Origin of the sequence: Mesorhizobium sp. M0048, assembly GCF_040323405.1 — a bacterium.
In the GTDB taxonomy this organism is placed as follows: Bacteria; Pseudomonadota; Alphaproteobacteria; order Rhizobiales; family Rhizobiaceae; genus Mesorhizobium.
The window spans coordinates 44,020-65,708 of record NZ_JAMYUV010000024.1; the positions used below are offsets into that span (position 1 = coordinate 44,020).

Genomic DNA, 21,689 nt, shown 5'->3' on the forward strand with positions numbered 1-21,689 from the left:
AGTTGCCTTTCACGCTTCGTGAACAGCTCGAAACCGGGAGCCGAACGGCGTCATTTTTAGCGGACATCTGCCGCCGGGCCTTTTCCCGACCCTGAGAATATGATTCAACCGACGCCGGAATTCACGAGCAGGGGGCACATGGCCAAGGAAGCGCGCGGCGATTTCTATCCGGTACCTATCGTCGACCAGAACACGCGACCGGGCGCGGTCACCCGGCTCATCGTTTTCATCGTCGTCCTGACAGGGGCAGCGATCGTCTTCGGCCTTTTCCGAGAGCGACTTGGCGATCCATTCCTGCTCGGCATGCTTGGCGTGCTGGCGATGATCGGCGTCGGCTTTCTATTCGCCACTGCGATCGGCTTCGTGCATATCACGCCGCGCTCGACAAGCGACGAACTGTCGAAAGCTTTCGTCGATTCGATGTCACAAGGTCTCCTGGTCACCGACACCAAAGGCCGTATCATCTACGCCAACCGGACCTATGCCGATATGACGGGTGCCGAGTCGGCCGCCGACATCAAGACGGTCGAAGGTTTGCTTTCAGACGTTCCCGAGGCCTCGGTGACCATATACCGGCTGGTGTCGGGCCTGCGCGACGGCCAGCCGGGCGACGGCGAGTTTCGGCTTGCGCAGTCCATTCGGCCAGGCGCCGAACCGGGCGCGCGCTGGTACCGCGTCCGGGCCCGCGCGTTCAGCGTTCCAGGCCAGCGGCTGCCGATGCTTGCCTGGCAGCTTGCCGATATCTCGCAGGAACGGGCCGAGCAGGAGCGGTTCTTTCTCGACCTGCAAAAGGCGATCGATCACCTCGATCACGCGCCGGCCGGTTTCTTTTCGGCCGACCAGGAAGGCCGCGTCACCTATATCAACGCGACCCTTGCGGAGTGGCTGGGCATCGACCTGGCCAGCTTCACTCCCGGCGCCATCACGCTGCCGGAGATCGTCGCCGGCGACGGCATGGCGCTGGTCCGTTCGGTCAAGGCCGACGCTGGTACCACGCGCAATGCCGTTATCGACCTCGATCTGACGACGATGACCGGCGAGGCGCTGCCGGTGCGCTTCATGCATCGTGTCTCGGCCAGCCGAGAGGGGCTCAACGGCCCGACTCGCACCATCGTGCTCAACCGGACGCAAGGCGAGGACGCTTCGGCCGACCTCCGTGCATCGGAAATACGCTTCACGCGGTTCTTCAACTCGACGCCGATGGCGATAGCCGGCGTCGATCATGCCGGCCGCATCCTGCGCACCAATGCGCCGTTCCTGTCGCTGTTTTCCTCGGTCGTCGACCGCGACGCGGTCGATCGGCGTGTGCGGCTGGATACGGTGATCCACGAGCGCGACCGGCCGGCTTTCGCCGCGGCCTTTGAAAAGGCACGTCAGCAACAGGCTGACATCGAGCCGATCGATACGGTGCTGCCCGGCAATGAGGAGCGCCACATACGCTTCTACGTCAATGCGGTCGCTGACGGCACCGGCGGCGAGGGCGCCGAGGAATCGGCCATCGTCTATGCCGTGGAGACCACCGAGCAAAAGGCCCTCGAGGGCCAGATGGCGCAGAGCCAGAAAATGCAGGCGGTCGGCCAACTCGCCGGCGGCATCGCGCATGATTTCAACAATGTGCTGACCGCCATCATCATGGCCTCGGACCTGCTGTTGACCAACCACCGGCCGTCCGATCCGTCATTCCCGGACATCATGAACATCAAGCAGAACGCCAACCGGGCGGCCTCGCTGGTGCGGCAGTTGCTGGCCTTCTCGCGCAAGCAGACACTGCGGCCGGAGGTGCTCAACCTGACCGACGTGCTCGCGGATCTAAGGATGCTGCTTGCCCGGCTGGTCGGCAACGACATCAAGCTCAAGATCGACCATGGCCGCGACCTGTGGCCGGTCAGGGTCGATATCGGGCAATTCGAGCAAGTGGTGGTCAATCTGGCGGTCAATGCGCGCGATGCGATGCCGGCCGGCGGCGAACTCACCGTACGTACCCGCAACGTCAGCGCCGGGGAATGCAAGACCTTTTCCTATCGCGAACTTACACCGGCCGACTATGTGCTGGTCGAGGTCGAGGACAGCGGTAGCGGCATTGCGCCTGATGTGCTGAAAAAGATCTTCGAGCCCTTCTTCACGACAAAGGAGGTTGGCAAGGGAACCGGCCTCGGCCTGTCCATGGTCTATGGCATCATCAAGCAGACAGGCGGCTTCATCTTCTGCGATTCCGAAGTCGGCAAGGGATCCGTGTTCCGCATCTTCCTGCCGCGGCACATTGCGGAGGCAAGGAAGGCGGGCGAGGCTGGAGAGGCGCCGGCCGCACCTGCCAAGATCGCCGACTCAGCCAAGGACCTGTCGGGCTCGGCCACGGTGCTGCTGGTCGAGGACGAGGACGCCGTGCGCATGGGCGGCATGCGGGCGCTGAAATCGCGCGGCTACACCGTCCACGAGGCGTCGTCGGGCGTCGAGGCGCTTGAGGTCTACGAAGCGCTCGGCGGCAAGGTCGACGTCGTGGTGTCGGACGTGGTGATGCCGGAAATGGACGGCCCGACGCTGCTTGGCGAATTGCGCAAACGGCAGCCCGACATCAAGTTCATCTTCGTGTCCGGCTATGCCGAAGACGCGTTCGCCAGGAACTTGCCGGCCGACGCGCATTTCGGCTTCTTGCCGAAGCCGTTTTCGCTCAAGCAATTGGCCACGATCGTAAAGGACATGCTGGAATCCTGACCCTTCCAACGCTCCGCTTGCGCAATGTCGTGAGACTGCCATGATGGCAGGCGAAACGGGCGACGGGTTTTGGAAAGCATGCCGTGACGCCACACAACGAAGCTAGCAAAGGCGACTACGCAAGCACGGTGCTGCTGCCGGGCGACCCGCAGCGCGCTGAATGGATGGCGGAAACCTTTCTGGAAGCGCCGCGCTGCGTCAACCGCCGCCGCGGCGCGCTCGGCTTTACCGGGCTGTTTCGCGGCAAACCTGTCAGCATCCAATCCACCGGCATCGGCGTCTCTTCGTTCCTGGTCTATGTGCATGAGCTGCTGGACTTCTATGGTGCGAAAACACTGATCCGCACTGGTACCTGCGGTGGCCTGACCGCCGAGATGGCGCTGCGCAGCCTGGTGATCGCGCAATCGGTGCGTGGCGAAAATGCGGAGAGCGGCCAGGTTTTTGGGCTCTATCGTGCCGATGCCGGCCCCGATCCGGCATTGTTGACCCAGGCATTGGCCCGAGCTTCGGAACTCGGCATCGACCATCGGGCCGGGCTGACCATTTGCAGCGATATTTTCTATCATCCGCTGGGGCGCGAACGCTTTGCCGAAGCACAGGCACAGGGCGCGCTCGCCGTGGACATGGAAACCAGCGCACTTTACCGCATTGCGGCCGATTTCGGCGCTCGGGCGCTGTCGATCCTGACCGTCGTCGACAACGTGGCAACCGGCGAGCAGACCGACTATTCCGAACGCCAGGGGCTTTTCACCGATATGACCCGGCTGGCGCTCGATCTGGCGGCGGAGAGCTAGGCGGCTTTGTGCTTCGGAGTACGGAACCTCGCCAGGTTCCGTACTTTTTTCAACGCTTCGTGCAGGTCGAGGCGGTAAAGGCGCCGTCTGGCTGCTTCATGATGATGTCGAAGGACGGGGTGGTTCCGCTTTCCAGCGTCGCCTGCGTAAGCGAGATCGAGTTGCCGCCACTGGTATAGCCACCCAGCGGACCTAGCCAGGTGATCACGCCGTCTGCATCCATCTGGTAATTGTAGCTCTGCGGCGCGATGCCGAAGCTCACAGGACCGCTATAGACGTTTCCCTTGATGGTGATGTCGCCGAGGCTGAGGAACATGCCAAGCAGATAGACTTCGCAATGATAGGAGCCGTCCGGCAGCTTGCCGTCGCTGAAGCCGGCGCGCGCTACGGTCGTCGCCGCCAGCAGAAGCATGGCGGTGAAAATGCAAGAAGCTCTGAAAGCCATTTGATCGCTCGTTAAAGGGGTTCAAACTTGCCCATTTCGCCGCGGCGCTGCAATCCTCGCCAGCACTCATATGATGCTGCTCAAAATTCAGGCATTGGCCTATATGTGAGCAAAACTTAGGCTGATATGGGTGATCCTTTCTCGTTTCGAACATAGCAGGCGAGGTTCATCTCCTGCAGCTAATACATTAACCGACTGACAGAGCTGGGAAATCTCAAATCCTCCGACCTTGCTCCGGTGATTGGCACAGCCGTTGCATGGTCTGTCCCGATGCAGTTAACCAGCTTGGGAGTTTAAAAGTATGAGGGGCAGTTTCTCGACAATAGCAAAAATGTTTTCGGCCGGCGTGGTCACCGCCGGCCTGCTGATGAGCGTTCCCGCCAAGGCGGCCGACGACACCATCAAGGTCGGCATCCTCCATTCGCTGTCGGGAACCATGGCGATCTCGGAGACAACGCTGAAGGACGCCATGCTGATGCTCATCGAAGAGCAGAATGCCAAGGGCGGCCTGCTCGGCAAGAAGCTCGAGGCGGTGGTCGTCGATCCGGCTTCCAACTGGCCGCTGTTCGCCGAAAAGGCGCGCGAGCTGATCTCGAAGGACAAGGTCGCCGCGGTGTTCGGCTGCTGGACCTCGGTGTCGCGCAAATCGGTGCTGCCGGTGTTCAGCGAGCTCGACAACATCCTGTTCTACCCGGTCCAGTATGAGGGTGAGGAAAGCGAGCGCAACGTGTTCTACACCGGTGCGGCGCCGAACCAGCAGGCCATTCCGGCCGTCGATTATCTGATGAGCGAGGATGGCGGTTCGGTGAAGCGCTGGGTGCTCGAAGGCACCGACTACGTCTACCCGCGCACCACCAACAAGATCCTCGAGGCCTATCTGAAGGCGAAGGGCGTTGCCGCCGAAGACATCATGGTCAACTACACGCCGTTCGGTTTCTCCGACTGGCAGACCGAAGTCTCGGCGATCAAGAAGTTCGGCTCGGCCGGCAAGAAGACCGCCGTCGTCTCGACCGTCAATGGCGACGCCAACGTGCCGTTCTACAAGGAGCTCGGCAACCAGGGCATCAAGGCCGAGGACATCCCGGTCATGGCCTTCTCGGTCGGCGAGGAAGAGCTTGCCGGTCTGGACACTGCGCCGCTGGTCGGCCATCTCGCCGCCTGGAACTATTTCGAAAGCGTCGATACGCCCGAGAACGCGAAGTTCATCGCCGACTGGCACAAGTTCATCAAGAACGACAAGCGCACCACCAACGATCCGATGGAAGCCCACTATATCGGCTTCAACATGTGGGTGAAGGCGGTCGAGAAGGCCGGCACCACCGATCCGGACAAGGTCATCGACGCCATGGTCGGCGTCTCGGTGCCGAACCTGACCGGCGGTTATTCGACCATGATGCCGAACCATCATATCACCAAGCCGGTGCTGATCGGCGAAATCCAGGCCGACGGCCAGTTCGAAACCGTCTCGCAGACGCCGGGCCTGGTGATGGGCGACGAGTGGTCCGACTACCTGCCTGACTCCAAGGACCTGATCTCCGATTGGCGCGCGCCTCTGTCCTGCGGCAACTTCAATGTCGCCACAGGCAAATGCGGCGGCAAGGGAACCAACTGATCCTCCCGGTCTGTCCTCCCAGACCGCAAAAGCCTCCGGGCGGGCTCGTCCTCCAGCCTGCCCGGAGGCGACATTCAACCTCCAAGAGCCACCAGAAACCGATGATCCTGATCCGCGCGATTGGCTTGATGCTGCTCCTCCTTCTGGGAATGCTGCTGCCGTCGAACGCCAGCGAATCCGATCTGCGCGCGGTCGTCGCCAAACTCGCCACCGCCTCCAATTTTTCAGCGATCGAAGCCATCGTGCGCGAGCTTGCGGCAACCGGCGACACAGCCGTCGAACGGCCGCTTGCCGCGCTTGCGGAGGGCAGCCTTTACGTCCGCAAGGCCGATTCAGTAGTCTTTGTCGGCAAGGAGAGCGGCGACAGCATCGAACTGCTCGATGCGCTCACCGGCGAAAAGTCTGGCGAAGCAGCCAAGGCCGACATCACCAAGATCAAGGTCAACAACACGCTGCGCCGCGTCATCCGCGACGCGCTGGGCACGCTGACGCTGGGCTCCAAGGATCCGGCGGTGCGCATTGCCGCCGCCGACACCATGTTCAAGACGCCGGACGCGGCAAACATCGAGCCGCTCGACACCGCGATCGCCAATGAGAGCGCGGCAAGCGTCAAGGCGCTGCTCGAACAGGCCCACGCCGCGTCGGTTCTCGTTTCAGACAGGCCGGAGGCCGACAAATTGGCGGCGATAGCGCTCATCGGTGCGCGCGGCGACCGGGATGCGGTGTCGCTGCTCACGTCGGTGGAGGCCAGTTCCGAAGGTGCGGTGAAGGACGCGGCGACTGCGGCGATATCCAACATCAATTCGACGCTGGCGCTGTGGGACGCCGGCCAGAATATCTGGTACGGCATATCGCTCGGATCGGTGCTGCTGCTGGCGGCGATCGGCCTTGCCATCACTTTCGGCGTCATGGGCGTCATCAACATGGCGCATGGCGAGATGGTCATGCTGGGCGCCTACACGACCTTCGTCGTGCAGGAGGTTATCCGCAATTCCTTTCCCGGCCTGTTCGACTGGTCGCTGGTCATCGCCCTGCCGCTGGCCTTCCTGGTGGCGGCGCTCGTCGGCCTTATCATAGAGCGCGGGCTGATCCGCTTCCTCTATGGCCGGCCGTTGGAGACCCTGCTAGCGACATGGGGTGTCTCGCTGATCCTGCAGCAGGCCGTGCGCACCATCTTCGGGCCGACCAACCAGGAGGTCGGCAACCCATCCTGGATGTCAGGTTCGTTCGCGATCGGCCAGCTTTCGGTCACCTGGAACCGGCTCTGGATCCTGGCTTTTGCGCTCGGCGTCTTCGCTGTGCTGCTTTACGTGATGAAACGCACGCCCTGGGGGCTGCAGATGCGTGCCGTCACGGCCAATCGCCGGATGGCCGCCTCTATGGGCATCAGGACGCCGTGGGTCGATGCCCTGACCTTTGCATTGGGGTCCGGCATTGCCGGCATCGCCGGCGTCGCGCTCAGCCAGATCGACAATGTCTCGCCCAATCTCGGCCGCGGCTACATCATCGACAGCTTCATGGTCGTCGTCTTCGGCGGCGTCGGCAATCTCTGGGGCACGCTGGTCGGCGCCTTCTCGCTCGGCATTGTCAACAAATTCCTCGAACCGTATGCCGGAGCGGTGCTCGGCAAGATCGTCGTTCTGGTGCTGATCATTCTGTTCATCCAGAAACGCCCGCGCGGCCTGTTCGCGCTCAAGGGCAGGTCGGTGGAAGCATGATCACGCGACGCTTCTTTGCCGCCGGCGCCGACCGCCGCGTCGCCATCACCATCTTCATCCTGCTGGCGGTTGCGATCGTCGTGCCGCTGCTCAATCTTGCGGTCTCGCCGACAAGTGCGTTTTACGTGCCGTCCTATATCGTCGCGCTCACCGGCAAATATCTCTGCTATGCGCTGCTCGCCTTGGCCCTCGATCTCGTCTGGGGCTATTGCGGCATCCTCTCGCTCGGCCACGGCGCCTTCTTCGCACTCGGCGGCTATGCGATGGGCATGTATCTGATGCGCCAGATCGGCTCGCGCGGCGTCTACGGCAATCCGCTGCTGCCGGACTTCATGGTGTTCCTGAACTACAAGGAACTGCCGTGGTTCTGGTACGGTTTCGACCATTTCTGGTTTGCCGCAATCATGGTGCTTGCAGTACCCGGCCTGCTCGCCTTCGTCTTCGGCTGGTTTGCCTTCCGCAGTCGCGTCACCGGCGTCTATCTGTCGATCATCACCCAGGCGATGACCTATGCGCTGCTGCTTGCCTTTTTCCGAAACGACATGGGTTTCGGCGGCAATAACGGCCTGACCGACTTCAAGGATATTCTAGGCTTCAACGTGCAGGCCGACATGACACGCTCGGCGCTGTTCGCGGCTAGCGCCGTCATGCTGGCGCTCGCCGTCTTCGTCACCTGGGCAATCGTCGGTTCCAAATACGGCAAGCTTTTGATGGCGGTGCGCGACGCCGAAAGCCGCACGCGCTTTCTCGGCTGGCGGGCGGAGAACGTCAAACTGTTCGCCTTCACCGTGTCGGCGGTGATGGCCGGCATCGCCGGTGCGCTTTACGTACCGCAGGTCGGCATCATCAACCCTGGCGAATTCGAGCCGTCCAATTCGATCGAGGTGGTGGTGTGGGCGGCCGTCGGCGGGCGCGGCACCATCGTCGGGCCGATCATCGGCGCGCTTTTGGTCAATGCCGGTAAATCCTGGTTCACCGGCGTGCTGCCTGAATTCTGGTTGTTTGCGCTGGGCGGACTGTTTGTCGCCGTCACGCTGTTCCTGCCCAAGGGCATCATCGGCATGTGGGATTCCTGGCGCGGCAACGCCAAGGCGTTGCGGGCGGCCTCGGTTGCCGAGGAAGCCGGGATCGATCCCGATGCGCCGGTGCCGCCGAAAACCGACCGTTCGGCGGCGAGAAGGCCGGGCGACTGGTCGGCCTCCGGCGCCGAACCGCAGCCGGCGGAGTGATGGTCTGATGTCGAAGAGCAACACCATCCTCTATCTCGACGGCGTTTCGGTTTCCTTTGACGGTTTTCGCGCCATCAACAACCTTTCGCTGGTGCTCGACAAAGGCGAGATGCGGGCGATCATCGGCCCCAACGGCGCCGGAAAGACGACGATGATGGACATCGTCACCGGCAAGACGCGGCCCGATGCGGGCGAGGTTTTCTTCAACGGTGAGGTCGATCTGACCAAACACGACGAGGCCGAAATCGCCATGATGGGCATCGGCCGTAAATTCCAGAAGCCGACCGTCTTTGAAAGCCACACGATCGAGGACAATCTGATGCTGGCGCTGAAAGGCCCGCGCTCGATCTTCCCGGCACTGTTCCATCGTCGCTCGGCCGCGGAAGTGCGGCAGATCGACGACATCCTCGGCATCATCCGGCTTGGCGACAAGCGCGACGAACTCGCCGCCAATCTGAGCCACGGCCAAAAGCAATGGCTCGAGATCGGCATGCTTCTGGCGCAGGATCCGCTGCTGCTGCTGGTCGATGAGCCGGTTGCCGGCATGACCGACGCCGAGACCGAGGAAACCGCGCGGCTGCTCAGGGATATCGCGCGCGACCATTCGGTCATCGTCGTCGAGCACGACATGCATTTCGTGCGCGAGCTCGGCGTCAAGGTTACCTGCCTGCACGAAGGCTCGGTGCTTTCCGAGGGCAGCCTCGACTTCGTTTCGGCCGACGAGCGCGTCGTCGAAGTCTACCTGGGGAGATGATCATGGTCTGGCGCGTTCCGTTCCATCATTTCGACCTTTCGTTCTTCACGCGTTGGAGAAAGCGCTGACCATGCTCGAAGTCTCCAATGCCACGCTGCATTACGGCGCCGCTCAGGCGCTGCGCGGTGTCTCGCTGACAGCCCGCGCCGGCAAGATCACCTGCGTGCTCGGTCGCAACGGCGTCGGCAAGACCAGTTTGATGAGATTGATCGTCGGCCATCATCGGCTGACGAGCGGAAGCGTTGCCTTCGAGGGGAAGGCGCTCGACCGGAGCGCGGCGTATGATCGCGCCCGGTCGGGCATCGCATTCGTGCCGCAGGGCAGGGAGATATTTCCGCTGCTTACGGTGCGGGAAAACCTCGAATCTGGCTTCGCGCCGCTGAAGCGCGCCGACCGCAACATTCCCGGTCACGTCTTCGAATTGTTTCCGGTGCTGAAGCAGATGCTCGCGCGCCGAGGCGGTGATCTTTCCGGCGGCCAGCAGCAGCAGCTTGCCATCGGTAGGGCACTGGTGATGCGGCCTAAACTGCTGGTGCTCGACGAGCCGACCGAAGGCATCCAGCCGTCGATCATCAAGGATATCGGCCGCGCCATCCGCTATCTGCGCGACCAGGCCGGCATCCCCGTGCTCCTGGTCGAACAGTATCTCGACTTCTGCCGGGAATTGGCCGACGAGGTCAACATCATGGACCGTGGCCAGATCGTTCATACCGGCTCGGCCGAGGATCTCGACCGGGCGGACGTCCGCAAATTCCTGACCGTCTGAATTCTTATTGATTCTATTACTTTGCAACTCTGGCGCGCTGCAGATTGCGTGCTAGATTTTGCTTGGCCTTGGTGAGTCGGCCGCTTTCCGTACCAGTTTCAACTTGGCAGATCAGGGGAAGGCGCGGATGCGTCGGCACGCTTGCGCGCAAGCCCTTCCCTTCGAGCGATCTGTTGTCGTCCAACATTTCGGGTGCTTGGGAGCCAGGGCCAGTCAATGGAGTGCTATGTCGAGGACTATCAGAAACGACGGCTCACGGAGCGCGTCGACATCCTGACAGCCATCAACATTCTGAAATCGCAGGGGTATGACCACGACGAACTCATCGCGGAGATCACCAAGGTCTTCTATGTCGATCTCGATGCTTTCAATGAGATCGTCAGGGTTGATCGGCGTCCGGACGAACGCGCCGCATAGCCGGTAGTTTAGGACCAAGCCAGGCGGACCACCGACAGCGGCGTCAGCCTGCGACCCGCTTCATCAGGGCGATGGCGCCGAATGGAGCGCGGACCTTGCCCTCTGTGATGAAGTAGACGAACACATCGCGTGGCTTGACCGGCGCGTCGGTTGAAGGATCGGCACGCGACAGGTCGACCGGCACCTTGCCTTCCGCCCAGGTGTTTGCGCGCGCCGCCCATTCGTCGAGCGCCTTTGGCGTGTAGCAATCGGGATTGTCGTCGCTGCCGGTCTGCAGCCGCGCATAGATGAAATCGCCGGTAACGTCGCCAATCCCAGGATATTTGGCGTGGTCGGCATAGACGATGGCGGCCTTGTGCTTTCGCGCCAAGGCGGCGAACTCCGGCACGACGAAGCTGTCGTTGCGCACCTCGACCGCGTGGCGCAGCGCAACGCCGTCCTGCTTTTCCGGCAACAGCTTGAGGAAGGCCTCGAAATCGTCCGGGTCGAATTTCTTGGTCGGCGCGAACTGCCACAGGATCGGCCCGAGCTTGTCGCCAAGTGCGGCGACGCCCGACCCGAGGAAGCGCATGATCGATTCCCCGGCCTCGCCGAGCACGCGGCGGTTGGTGACAAAGCGGTTGCCCTTCAGCGAATAGACGAAACCATCCGGCACCTCGTTGGCCCATTTGACGAAGGTCGGCTCCTTGAAGCTCGAATAATAGGTGCCGTTGACCTCGATGGTGGGCACCTGCCGGCTGGCATAATGCAGTTGCTTGGCCTTCGACAATTTGTCCGGGTAGAAGGACGTGTCCCACGGCTCGAAGGTCCAGCCGCCCATGCCGGCGCGGATTGTTCCTGATTGAGTCATGGTCGTCCTCCCGGTTTGCAGAAAAGGATCACGCGATGGCGGTCGTCTCGACGGCTTTCGCCATGTCGACGACCGTCCATCCTGGCCGATATGGATTGGGCCGGCGACCCGTTTCGCGAAAGCCGTAGGCCTTATACAACGAAACGTTCCGTTCCATTCTGGCATTGGTGTAGAGTCGGATCTCAGGCAAGCTCCACAAGCGCGTCTGTTGCTCGGCCCAGTCGAGCAGCCCGATGCCGAAACCCTTGCCCTGAAAGGCTGGCGCAACGGCAACGCTGAAGATCATTGTATGGTCCGCATTTCGTTCGAGAACGATCAAGCCGGCCGGCTGTCCATTCTGCTCCAAAAGCCAGACCTCGCCGCGTTGGATGCGCGGCGCATAGTCCTGTGTGACGGGGATCGGCGGCGCTCCGAACAGGGCAGTGTAGGGCGCGTAGGCGTCGGTGGTGAGCGAAATCACCGTGGAGAGATCATCGGCCCGAGCGGCTCTCGTCATCAAAACTGGCCCGCGCCGGCAGCGGCCGCAATCACCTTGTCCATGCCGTCGGCGATCGCAGCGACGGCATTGCGACTGGCGTCGCCCAAGCCGTGGCGCTCAGCGAGCCAGTGCGCGTCATTGTAGGAGAGCCAGACCTTGCCTTGCCCGTCCTCCCAAGCCAGTGCCTTGACCGGCAAATCGATGCCGGCAAGCTGCCGGTCCTGCATCAGTGGCGTACCGCCTTTCGGATTGCCGAAAATCAGGAGCTGGGTTGGACGCAGTGATGTTTCGACGCTGCGCGCACCAGCGGCGTGATCAATGCGGGCGAAGACCAGCAATCCTGCACGTTCGACAGTTTCGACCAGGCGATCGATGGTTTCGGTCACGCCGAAGCGGCTTTGGACCGTGATGAGACCGTTCTTTGCCATCACTCCGCCGCTTCGCGCTTGCCTCCGGGGCGCCGCTCCAGCAATTCCCTCAGGAACTGCCCGGTATAGCTGCGTTTTTCGCGGACGATGTCCTCCGGCGTGCCGGACGCCACCAGCTCGCCGCCGCCGTCACCACCTTCGGGGCCAAGATCGAGAACCCAGTCAGCGGTCTTGATCACCTCTAGATTGTGCTCGATGACGACGACCGTGTTGCCCTGGTCGACCAGCTCGTGCAGCACTTCAAGCAACTTGGCGACGTCGTGGAAATGCAGGCCGGTGGTTGGCTCATCGAGAATGTAGAGCGTCTTGCCGGTCGCCTTGCGCGACAGTTCCTTGGCAAGCTTGATGCGCTGCGCCTCGCCGCCCGACAAGGTCGTTGCCTGCTGGCCAACATGGATGTAGCCGAGGCCGACCCGTTTGAGTGTCTCCAGCTTGTCGCGCACGCCGGGCACGGCGGCGAAGAAATCGACGCCTTCCTCGACCGTCATGTCGAGAACGTCGGCGATCGACTTGCCCTTGAACAGGACGTCCAGTGTCTCGCGGTTGTAACGCTTGCCGTGGCAGATGTCGCAGGTGACGTAGACGTCGGGCAGGAAGTGCATCTCGATTTTGATGACGCCGTCGCCCTGGCAGGCCTCGCAGCGGCCGCCCTTGACGTTGAACGAGAAGCGGCCCGGCTGGTAGCCGCGCGCCTTCGACTCCGGCAAGCCGGCGAACCAGTCGCGGATCGGCGTGAAGGCGCCGGTATAGGTGGCGGGGTTGGAGCGCGGGGTGCGCCCGATCGGCGACTGGTCGATGTCGATGACCTTGTCGAGGAATTCGAGCCCCTCGATGCGGTCGTGCTCGGCCGGATGCTCGCGCGAGCCCATGATGCGGCGCGACGCCGCCTTGAACAGGGTCTCGATCAGGAAGGTCGACTTGCCGCCGCCGGACACGCCGGTGACGGCGGTAAAAGTGCCGAGCGGGATTTCAGCGGTGACGTTCTTCAGATTGTTGCCGCGCGCGCCGACGACCTTCAGCCGGCGGCTCTTCTTGGCCTCGCGCCGCACTGCCGGTGTCGCCACTTCGAGCTCGCCCGACAGATATTTGCCGGTGATCGAAGCGGGCGTCGCCATGATCTGCTGCGGCGTGCCCTGGGCGATGATGTGGCCGCCATGAATGCCGGCGGCCGGGCCGATATCGACGACATAGTCGGCGTGCAGGATGGCGTCCTCGTCATGCTCGACGACGATCACTGTGTTGCCGATGTCGCGCAGATGCTTCAGCGTATCGAGCAGGCGGGCATTGTCGCGCTGGTGCAGACCGATCGACGGCTCGTCCAGCACGTAAAGTACGCCGGTCAGGCCGGAGCCGATCTGCGAGGCAAGACGGATGCGCTGGCTCTCGCCGCCTGACAGCGTGCCGGAGTTGCGCGACAGCGTCAGATAATCGAGCCCGACATCGTTGAGGAAGCGCAGCCGCTCGCGGATTTCCTTGAGCACGCGCACCGCAATCTCGTTCTGCTTGTCGTTGAGCGAAGCGGGCAGATCGGTGAACCACTGGTCGGCCTTGCGGATCGACAGCTCGGTGACCTCGCCAATGTGCTTGCCGGCGATCTTGACCGCGAGCGCCTCGGGCTTCAGCCGATAGCCGCGGCAGGCCGGGCAGGGCGTGGCCGACATGAAGCGCTCGATCTCCTCGCGCATCCAGGCGGATTCGGTTTCCTTCCAGCGGCGCTCGAGGTTGGGGATGACGCCCTCGAAGGTCTTGGTCGTCTTGTAGGAGCGCAGGCCGTCATCGTAGTGGAAGGTGATTTCGCGCTCGCCGGTGCCGTGCAGGATGGCTTGCTTTGCCTCTTCGCTCAGATCCTTGAACTTGTCGCCGAGCTTGAAGCCGTAGGCAACGCCCAGCGCTTCCAGCGTTTGCGCATAATAGGGCGACGTCGATTTCGCCCAAGGGCTGACGGCGCCGGCGCGCAGCGAGACATTCTCGTCGGGCACGACCAGGCTGGCATCGATGGCGCGTTGGCTGCCGAGCCCATCGCAGGTCGGGCACGCGCCGAACGGATTGTTGAAGGAGAACAGCCTGGGCTCGATCTCGGGAATGGTAAAGCCGGACACCGGGCAGGCGAACTTTTCCGAGAACAGCATGCGTTCATGCGTCTCGTTCTTCGATTTGTTGACCGAATCCTCGCCGGTCTGGCTGGCGTCGAGCGGCCTGTCGGCAAATTCCGCTACCGCCAGTCCGTCTGCAAGCTTCAGCGCGGTCTCGATGGAATCGGCGAGCCGCGTCGCCAGATCGCCGCGCACGACGATGCGGTCGACGACAACGTCGATGTCATGCTTGTACTTCTTGTCCAGCGCGGGCACGTCGGCGATCTCGTAGAAGACGCCATCGACCTTGACGCGCTGAAAACCCTTCTTCTGCAGCTCCAGCAGTTCCTTGCGGTACTCGCCTTTGCGGCCGCGCACCATCGGCGCCAGGATGAACAGCCGGGTGCCTTCCTCGACTGCAAGCACCCGGTCGACCATCTGCGAGACCGTCTGGCTCTCGATCGGCAGGCCGGTGGCCGGCGAATAAGGTACACCGACGCGGGCGAACAAAAGCCGCATATAATCGTAGATCTCGGTGACGGTGCCGACAGTCGAACGTGGGTTCTTCGAGGTGGTCTTCTGCTCGATGGAGATGGCTGGCGACAGGCCGTCGATCTGGTCGACGTCCGGCTTCTGCATCATTTCGAGGAATTGTCGTGCATAGGCCGAAAGGCTCTCGACATAGCGGCGCTGGCCCTCGGCATAGATCGTGTCGAAGGCAAGCGACGACTTGCCTGACCCCGACAGCCCGGTCATGACGATCAGGCTGTCACGCGGCAGGTCGAGATCGACATTCTTCAGATTGTGTTCGCGTGCCCCGCGAATGGAGAGATATTTATGGTCGGCCATCGCCGGTCGCCGCCTCAGAATCTGGAATTCGTGGGATGGGCGGGTTTTCCCGACCATCCCCTATGTAGGTAATTTCGCCGCCTTTTCGAGAGACGCCACAACTCTCGACCAAAGCGTTTAACCGCCTTTCGCGCGAACGGGCAAGCGGAAAGAACAAAGGCCGAACACGCTCCTGACAAAAGCTGCCCGTGCGGCTGGGTTCACCCGGGGTTCACAAAGCGTCTCGCGATCACATTTTTCGGTAATCGGCCATTCAAGGTTGACGTCCATCTGTCACGGGGGCAGACTCCAAACGTCAACGAAGCCGGCCGTCTTTCGATGGCCTCGCGGCCTGGGGCTAGCCTGCGAGACGCCGCGGGTTATGCGATGAGCGCTTCGACGACAGTCGCAACGAACAGAAGGAGAGCAGAGGCATGACTCCACCGGACAGTTCCTTGAGGCTCCACGTGTCGCTGGAGCCGCGGCAGGTATAAGTGGCTAGGCCAAGCGTTTTGCGCTACCTGCCAACGTTGACCTGCCGATCCCCACAACAATCAGAGACTGCTAGTCGGATCGTCGGCTGAACGCCGCGAAGCATCCGAAATAAAAAGCCGGCAGTACACTCCCGGCAATTTGGATTTTAGATCCAAGAAGCCCCGTCAATTGCACAAGCAATGACGGGGCTGTTCGTTTGAAGGGCACATTTGTGGTGCATGCCAGGCGAACTTACCGGCTGGGGGGCCTGATTCCGCCGGTAGCGACATCGATGGTTATGCTGCCGGAAATCCGAACGTCGGTATCGCCGATCTTGAACGTGCCGTTGCCGCTGCTTGGAACCGCGTCGTCGGGCTCAGGCTGCGGCCCTGGCTCGGCGATGCGATAGTCGCTGGTCACGCCGGGCAGGGCGCCCTTTTGCGAAGACGTCGAATTATCTTGGGCAAATGCCATGTCCACCAGCATGTTCGTGCCGGCCACAGTAGCGATAGCAAGGCACAACAGGCTGGATGAACGGCTGGCGGTCATCGCCGGACTATAGTGCCGTGATGGCGGCAAGACCAGACCGATGGCGCTGAAATTGCGGGCGCTCAATCGCGTCGGTTGCGTCCGCCGGCCCTGCTCGTTCATGCGGCCTGCTTGCGGGTGTCGAAAACATGGTCGACGAGTCCCCAATCCTTGGCCTCCTGGGCGGTCATGAAAAAGTCGCGGTCGAGCGTGCGTTCCACTTCTTCGTAGGTGCGGCCGCAATGATGGGCGTAAAGATCGGTCATGCGCCGCTTGGTGCGAAGGATGCCCTCGGCATGGCGCTGGATATCGGAGGCTTGGCCTTGGAAACCGCCGAGAGGCTGATGCAGCACGATGCTGGTGTTGGGTAGCGCGATACGCCGCCCTGGCGTGCCCGCCATCAGGAGAAACGAGGCCATCGAGGCGGCGAAGCCCATACAAACGGTGGAGACCGGGCAGCTGATATACTGCATCGTATCGTAGATGGCGAAACCGCTGGTCACCACGCCACCCGGCGAGTTGATGTAGAGCGAGACCTCCTTGTCGGGATTGTCGGATTCCAGCGACAGAAGCTGGGCGCAGACCAGCGCCGAGGTGCCGTCGTCGATCGGCCCGTTGATGAAGACGATGCGCTCGCGCAGCAGCCGCGAAAATATATCGAAGGCACGTTCGCCGCGACTCGACTGCTCGATCACCATCGGCACCAAATTGGCAAGGCCGCTCATCGTTATCTCCTTTGACTGTCGTCGTTCAGGCCGCGCGCATAAAGAGGCGCGCGGTGTTTGCGGCGATCTGCTTGTACTTGGGAGTACGCGCTTCAAACGAAAGTCGGCAACCGGCGCCTGCCATGGCGATCTCCGGCACTGCTGCCCGAGCAAAACCATCATGGACGATGCGCAGATGCGTGCCGCCGGAAACGGTGCGGTCGAGCGTAAAGGTGACGATGCTATCCACTGGCCTATCGTTCATTGGGCTTTCCACCGGGCTGCCGGGCGGCACCCGCGTATCGCCGGGCGCCGGCCGCTCCCGCCAGGAATAGCGCAGCAGCCGTCCGGGATCCGCGTCGAGGATTTCGCACTCGATCGGCGCATCCGGCGCTTTAAAGGCAAAGCGGTTGCCGACCTTTGGTTCAATGTCGTTTGGCATCATCCAGGCCGCGAGCAGGTCCGGCACTGTCAGCGCCCGCCACACTTTTTCCGGCGGCTCGGGCAGCTCGCACTCGAACTCGATCTTGTCTGCCGCCATTTCCGCGCGTTCTTTGCCTCGGCTGGTCATTGGTCCATGTCCTTCAAAACCGTCTTGAGCCTTTCGATGCGCTCTGGCCAGAACGCGCGGTAGCGTTCGATCCAGCCGAGCAGCGGCGCAAGCCCGTTCGGATCGGCGCGATAATAGGCATTGCGGCCGGCCCGGCGTTCGACCACGAGGCCGGCACCTCGCAGCACCGCGAGATGCTGCGATACTGCCGGCTGCGAAACCGGCATGCCATTGCGGAGTTCCGATACCGTCATCTCGCCGTCGGCGAGCCGCTCATAGACGGCGCGACGCGTTGGATCGGCCAGTGCCCGAAAAATCTCTGCTTCGATCATTCCAGAAGCATAAGTCGATACTTATCGGTTTGGCAAGTCGCGTTTTTAAGACAGGCAGTGTTTTTTGCGACGGGCGAGATTTTACAAACGCGTCGGAAGCCAGCGTCTCACCATGTCTGGCGATCCGTTAAACGTTGCCTCAAAAACTGGTGACGCGAGCACGGCATGGATATGAAGCAGTTCGGAGCCGACGTTTCGGAAGCCATGTTGCCTGTGCGCGGCAACAACAAGCGACTGTCCGGCAGTCAAGACGAGATGCTCGTCATCGATCCACATCTCGGCCCTGCCAGCGATGACGGTAAGCACTTCCTCGACCGGGTGCCAATGTGTCGGGGCGCCAACCGCGGGTTCGACCCATTGTTCAAATATGCAAAGTTGAGTTGCGCCGTTGCAGGCCGAGACATGCATGCGGGTCTTTACTCCCGTCCGCCATTCTTCTTGCGGCTGATCGTCATGCTCGACCATCTTCATTGAGTTCGCCTCGATCTCAGGGTTCGTGGAAAATTCGGCGCCAAGACCCTACTTGTTACTGACATCTATTGACAGTGCAGGACCTTTAAACTAGAACGAAAAGAGAACAAAAACCTTGTGGGAAAAGGCAGCCACGGCAGGCAGGGATTGTCCATAGCCTGTAAGGTGGAGCGACAAGGAATTTGGTTTCGGATGAGCGCGGAGAAGTGTCATGGCGGGTAGCGTCAACAAGGTCATTCTGGTGGGCAACCTCGGGGCGGACCCTGAAATCCGCCGCCTGAATTCGGGTGACCCGGTCGTCAATATCCGCATCGCGACGTCGGAAAGCTGGCGCGACAAGACATCTGGAGAGCGCAAGGAAAAGACCGAGTGGCACAATGTCGTGATTTTCAACGACCAGATCGCCAAGGTGGCCGAGCAGTATCTGAAGAAAGGCATGAAGGTCTATGTCGAGGGCCAGCTGCAGACGCGCAAATGGCAGGACCAGACCGGCAATGACCGCTATACGACTGAAATCGTGTTGCAGAAATTCCGCGGCGAGCTGCAGATGCTCGACGCACGGGGCGAGGGCGGCGGCCAGGTCGGCAACTATGCCGGTGGCGGTGCGAGCCGCGGTTCCGATTTCGGCCAGTCCGGCCCGGGCGAAAGTTTCAATCGGGGTGGCGCCAACAAGGGCGGCGGCGGTGGTTCATCGCGCGAGCTGGACGACGAAATCCCGTTCTGATTTCTCGGGGCGGACTGCCCTTGCGGCGACAAGCGCCAGCACCTTGGCCACGAAATGGCGTCCCGAAAATCTGTCTTGGATTTTCGGGACGTTGTGCGTTTGAGCGGTGAAAGGACGTATCAAGTGAAAGCAAGGGTCAAATGGGTGGAGGAGCGCACTTTTGTTGGCGAGTCCGCCAGTGGGCACAAGCTGGTGCTAGGCACGGCGTTCGGGCTGGAGGGCAAGACGCCGGGGCCGAGCCCAATGGAACTGGTGCTGATCGGCACCGGAGGCTGCTCGGCCTATGACGTGGTCCATATCCTCGAAAAGGGGCGCGAGGCGGTCGAAGATTGCGTGGTCGAACTCGATGCCGACCGTGCAGAAGCCGATCCCAGGGTGTTCACCCGCATTCACATGCATTTTGTCGTCAAGGGCCGGGCGCTGTCACACGACAAGGTGAAGCGGGCGATCGGGCTTTCGATCGAGAAATACTGCTCGGCCTCGGCAATGATGGCCAAGACTGCCGAGATTACCCATGACTTCGAAGTCATTGAAACGACAGCGAAGTAGGGCAGTTCCTAGGTCGCCATCAGCGCCTTGATGCCGTCGGCGACGAACTGTATGGCGAGCGCCGCCAGGATGACGCCGAGCAGCCGTGTCAGGATCGAACGGCCGGTTTGGCCGAGGATACGATCGATGCGCTCTGACAGCACGAACACCAGGTAGGTGATGACGAGGCAGATGGCGATGATGCCGACAAGGGCTGTCTGCGCGCCAAAACCCTGAAACGAGCTTGAGAGCAGGACGGTCGCCGAAATCGCGCCGGGACCCGCAATCAGCGGGATCGCCAGCGGAAAGGCGGCGATGTTGTGGATCATGTCCCTGGTGATGGCGACGTCGCCGATCTTCTCCTTACGGTCCTGCCGGCGCTCGAACACCATTTCGAAGGCGATGAAGAACAGCAGAAAGCCGCCGGCGACGCGGAAGGCCGGCAGGGTGATGCCGAAGACCGACAGGATCGACGCGCCGGCGATTGCGAACAATGCCATCACCAGGAAAGCGATGATCGAGGCGCGCACGGAGACCTGGTTGCGCTCCTCGCGGTTCATGCCGCGGGTCACGGCAAGGAAGAGCGGCGCCAGGCCGGGCGGATCGATCGTCACCAGTATGGTGACGAAGGCGTTGAACAGGCTGTCGAAGCTCGGCATGCTGACCCTCCCCGCCGGCAATGCCGGTTAACGGGATTGGTAGAGCAAAGCGAAGCCAGTGGAAACCGTGCGGATCAGGGGCTGGCGGTGCGGCGCGCCAGAAACTCGACTTCGAGACGCCAGGTGGCGCCGTCGTCAAACGAACGCTCGCCCAGCCAGCGGAAGGAATCTCCGGTGATCCGGGAAAAGCTCCAGCGTACCGAAGGGCCGGTGCCGTCTGCGCCTAATTGGACGATCGTGTCGCCTTCGACGCGGCCCAACTGGCGGCTGTAATACCGGTTGCGCGGGTCGCTCCAGAAGATGTGCCAGGCGTCGACGCCTGGGTCATAGACGCGCAACGTCGTGCCATAGAAGGTCCATTTGCCGAGCGAAGGGGAGGAACCAGCGTCACGAGCTGGCAGGATCCATACGTCCTGGATCGCGCGGCCTTCAAGGACCCAGCCGAAATGCACCTCGCCGCGCCCGGTCAGCACCTGACCGTCTTCGAGATGGCGCGTGGCGTCGAACGTCCAGGCGCCGACGAAGCGGCCGTAAAGGTTCAGTTTCTCGGCAAGGGCCGGTGTGGGCCCATCGCTGTGCAGGGCCTTGGCAAAGGAATTGGACATGGCTTCGCTCTCATCTTGTCAGGAGACCGGCAAGCATAGAGGCCGGCAGGGGTTCTGCGCTTGGGAAAAATTGCTATGTTTGGGCGATGACGACGAGCGCGCATAGGCTGGCGTCGGGCCGAGGCTGGCAGGTGTCGGATGTCATCTGCACCGCCAGCGCCGCCGACAGGCCATTCGAGGAGGAGCATCGGCATTTCTGCGTTGCTGCCGTAACCAGCGGCACCTTCCGCTATCGTGCCCGCCAAGGCACGGCGATGCTGGCGCCGGGCGCGCTCCTGCTCGGCAATCCCGGCACATGCTACGAGTGCGGGCACGAGCATGGCGCCGGCGACCGCTGCCTCTCCTTCCATTTCGGACCGGCCTGTATGGAGCGGATCGTCGCCGACGTGCCGGGCGCCAAGACGCTCGATTTCAGCACGCCGCGCCTGCCGCCCTTGCCGGCGCTGGTGCCGCTGCTCGCCGAAGCGGAGGCGGCGCGCGAGATGGCCGACACCGGCGCGTTCGAGGAACTCGCCCTGCGCATTGCCGGTGCCGCGGTAACAGCGGCTTGCAGCGCCACGGATCGGGGACGGACCCCGAGCCGCCGCGACCAGAAGCGTGTCGCCGAAGCGGTGCGGCGCATTGAAGTCGATGCCGACCGGCCGATCTCGCTTGCCGAACTCGCCGACGAGACCGCCACCAGCCCTTACCATTTCCTGCGCACCTTCCGGCACGTTGCCGGCATGACGCCCTACCAATTCCTGCTGAGAACGCGGCTGCACAGGGCAGCCGTGCGGCTGCGGACGTCAGATAACACAATTTCGGCGATCGCCTTTGCGGCGGGATTCAACGATCTATCAACCTTCAACCGCCGTTTCCGGCGGCTGATGGGCGAGGCGCCGGGTACTTATCGCGCCCGCCGGCGACGCCGGTGAAAGGGTGCCACGGCCATATCGTCGCAATTGGTGTATCCTTTTGAATTTGCCGCTAAAAACCACATTGGAAAACTGCCGCGATTGTTGGAGTTTCGGG

Annotated in this window: 23 protein-coding genes; 11 read left to right on the forward strand and 12 right to left on the reverse strand. The window is 62.1% G+C overall.

Going from position 1 to position 21,689, the window contains the following annotated elements:
* The first annotated feature begins 138 nt into the window (after positions 1-138).
* Together cckA and NKJ84_RS19850 are read left to right on the forward strand one after the other, a co-directional pair.
* Complete coding sequence (gene cckA / locus NKJ84_RS19845) at positions 139-2,712, forward strand: cell cycle histidine kinase CckA (protein ID WP_352507866.1); 2,574 nt, start codon at positions 139-141, stop codon at positions 2,710-2,712.
* Positions 2,713-2,795: 83 nt separating this feature from the next.
* Positions 2,796-3,506, forward strand: coding sequence for a purine-nucleoside phosphorylase (locus NKJ84_RS19850; protein ID WP_254817383.1), 711 nt, complete (start codon positions 2,796-2,798; stop codon positions 3,504-3,506).
* Between the two features lie 49 nt (positions 3,507-3,555).
* Here the strand turns inward: NKJ84_RS19850 and NKJ84_RS19855 are convergent, their stop codons facing one another.
* Positions 3,556-3,951, reverse strand: coding sequence for a hypothetical protein (locus NKJ84_RS19855; protein ID WP_023674851.1), 396 nt, complete (start codon positions 3,949-3,951; stop codon positions 3,556-3,558).
* A 301-nt stretch (positions 3,952-4,252) separates the two neighbouring features.
* On the opposite strand from NKJ84_RS19855, the gene urtA reads away from it, so the two are divergent.
* The 6 genes from urtA to NKJ84_RS19885 all read left to right on the forward strand — a co-directional run bounded on the left by urtA (position 4,253) and on the right by NKJ84_RS19885 (position 10,447).
* Positions 4,253-5,563 carry an urea ABC transporter substrate-binding protein gene (gene urtA, locus NKJ84_RS19860; protein ID WP_502894309.1) on the forward strand — a complete coding sequence of 437 codons (1,311 nt, stop codon included), beginning with the start codon at positions 4,253-4,255 and terminating at the stop codon, positions 5,561-5,563.
* A 101-nt stretch (positions 5,564-5,664) separates the two neighbouring features.
* Positions 5,665-7,281 carry an urea ABC transporter permease subunit UrtB gene (urtB, locus tag NKJ84_RS19865; protein WP_352507868.1) on the forward strand — a complete coding sequence of 539 codons (1,617 nt, stop codon included), beginning with the start codon at positions 5,665-5,667 and terminating at the stop codon, positions 7,279-7,281.
* Positions 7,278-8,510 carry an urea ABC transporter permease subunit UrtC gene (gene urtC / locus NKJ84_RS19870; RefSeq protein ID WP_352507869.1) on the forward strand — a complete coding sequence of 411 codons (1,233 nt, stop codon included), beginning with the start codon at positions 7,278-7,280 and terminating at the stop codon, positions 8,508-8,510. The genes urtB and urtC overlap by 4 nt, the downstream gene beginning before the upstream one ends.
* Positions 8,511-8,517: 7 nt before the next feature.
* Entirely contained in the window at positions 8,518-9,264 is a 747-nt protein-coding gene (gene urtD, locus NKJ84_RS19875) for an urea ABC transporter ATP-binding protein UrtD (protein ID WP_352478979.1), read from the forward strand.
* Positions 9,265-9,334: 70 nt separating this feature from the next.
* The gene (gene urtE, locus NKJ84_RS19880) at positions 9,335-10,030 is read left to right on the forward strand and encodes an urea ABC transporter ATP-binding subunit UrtE (RefSeq protein WP_352507870.1); all 696 of its coding nucleotides are present in this window, start codon (positions 9,335-9,337) and stop codon (positions 10,028-10,030) included.
* Between the two features lie 216 nt (positions 10,031-10,246).
* The gene (locus NKJ84_RS19885; RefSeq protein ID WP_352507871.1) at positions 10,247-10,447 is read left to right on the forward strand and encodes a hypothetical protein; all 201 of its coding nucleotides are present in this window, start codon (positions 10,247-10,249) and stop codon (positions 10,445-10,447) included.
* 43 nt (positions 10,448-10,490) lie between these two features.
* Here the strand turns inward: NKJ84_RS19885 and NKJ84_RS19890 are convergent, their stop codons facing one another.
* The 9 genes from NKJ84_RS19890 to NKJ84_RS19930 form a co-directional block, all read right to left on the reverse strand.
* On the reverse strand, positions 10,491-11,297 hold the full coding sequence (locus tag NKJ84_RS19890; protein WP_352507872.1) for a DUF72 domain-containing protein: 807 nt from the start codon (positions 11,295-11,297) through the stop codon (positions 10,491-10,493).
* Between the two features lie 28 nt (positions 11,298-11,325).
* Entirely contained in the window at positions 11,326-11,796 is a 471-nt protein-coding gene (locus tag NKJ84_RS19895) for a GNAT family N-acetyltransferase (RefSeq protein ID WP_502896224.1), read from the reverse strand.
* Positions 11,793-12,203, reverse strand: coding sequence for a DUF302 domain-containing protein (locus tag NKJ84_RS19900; protein ID WP_352507874.1), 411 nt, complete (start codon positions 12,201-12,203; stop codon positions 11,793-11,795). Before NKJ84_RS19900 ends, NKJ84_RS19895 begins: the two co-directional genes overlap by 4 nt.
* On the reverse strand, positions 12,203-15,124 hold the full coding sequence (uvrA, locus tag NKJ84_RS19905) for an excinuclease ABC subunit UvrA (RefSeq protein WP_352507875.1): 2,922 nt from the start codon (positions 15,122-15,124) through the stop codon (positions 12,203-12,205). The genes NKJ84_RS19900 and uvrA overlap by 1 nt, the downstream gene beginning before the upstream one ends.
* Before the next feature lie 705 nt (positions 15,125-15,829).
* Positions 15,830-16,126: a hypothetical protein gene (locus NKJ84_RS19910; RefSeq protein ID WP_352479042.1), complete on the reverse strand. Its 297-nt coding sequence runs from the start codon at positions 16,124-16,126 to the stop codon at positions 15,830-15,832.
* A 98-nt stretch (positions 16,127-16,224) separates the two neighbouring features.
* On the reverse strand, positions 16,225-16,830 hold the full coding sequence (locus NKJ84_RS19915) for an ATP-dependent Clp protease proteolytic subunit (protein WP_254817374.1): 606 nt from the start codon (positions 16,828-16,830) through the stop codon (positions 16,225-16,227).
* A gap of 25 nt (positions 16,831-16,855) precedes the next feature.
* A complete protein-coding gene (locus tag NKJ84_RS19920) occupies positions 16,856-17,380 on the reverse strand; it encodes an SRPBCC family protein (RefSeq protein ID WP_352507876.1) in 525 nt (174 codons plus the stop codon).
* Positions 17,377-17,691, reverse strand: coding sequence for an ArsR/SmtB family transcription factor (locus tag NKJ84_RS19925; protein ID WP_352478973.1), 315 nt, complete (start codon positions 17,689-17,691; stop codon positions 17,377-17,379). Before NKJ84_RS19925 ends, NKJ84_RS19920 begins: the two co-directional genes overlap by 4 nt.
* A gap of 81 nt (positions 17,692-17,772) precedes the next feature.
* Positions 17,773-18,162, reverse strand: coding sequence for a cupin domain-containing protein (locus NKJ84_RS19930; protein ID WP_352478972.1), 390 nt, complete (start codon positions 18,160-18,162; stop codon positions 17,773-17,775).
* Positions 18,163-18,373: 211 nt separating this feature from the next.
* Between NKJ84_RS19930 and NKJ84_RS19935 the strand changes: the two genes are divergently transcribed.
* Together NKJ84_RS19935 and NKJ84_RS19940 are read left to right on the forward strand one after the other, a co-directional pair.
* Positions 18,374-18,886, forward strand: a complete 513-nt coding sequence (locus NKJ84_RS19935) for a single-stranded DNA-binding protein (protein ID WP_352448761.1) — start codon at positions 18,374-18,376, stop codon at positions 18,884-18,886.
* A gap of 123 nt (positions 18,887-19,009) precedes the next feature.
* Positions 19,010-19,435 (forward strand): OsmC family protein, encoded by a 426-nt coding sequence (locus NKJ84_RS19940; protein WP_352507877.1) that lies wholly within the window; start codon positions 19,010-19,012, stop codon positions 19,433-19,435.
* 8 nt (positions 19,436-19,443) lie between these two features.
* Here NKJ84_RS19940 and NKJ84_RS19945 read toward each other — a convergent pair whose 3' ends face one another.
* Together NKJ84_RS19945 and NKJ84_RS19950 are read right to left on the reverse strand one after the other, a co-directional pair.
* Entirely contained in the window at positions 19,444-20,073 is a 630-nt protein-coding gene (locus NKJ84_RS19945) for a MarC family protein (RefSeq protein ID WP_254817370.1), read from the reverse strand.
* Positions 20,074-20,147: 74 nt separating this feature from the next.
* Positions 20,148-20,678, reverse strand: a complete 531-nt coding sequence (locus tag NKJ84_RS19950; protein WP_352507878.1) for a hypothetical protein — start codon at positions 20,676-20,678, stop codon at positions 20,148-20,150.
* A gap of 86 nt (positions 20,679-20,764) precedes the next feature.
* Here NKJ84_RS19950 and NKJ84_RS19955 point away from each other — a divergent pair, with 86 nt between their 5' ends.
* Positions 20,765-21,592, forward strand: coding sequence for a helix-turn-helix transcriptional regulator (locus NKJ84_RS19955; RefSeq protein WP_352507879.1), 828 nt, complete (start codon positions 20,765-20,767; stop codon positions 21,590-21,592).
* Positions 21,593-21,689 lie beyond the last annotated feature (97 nt).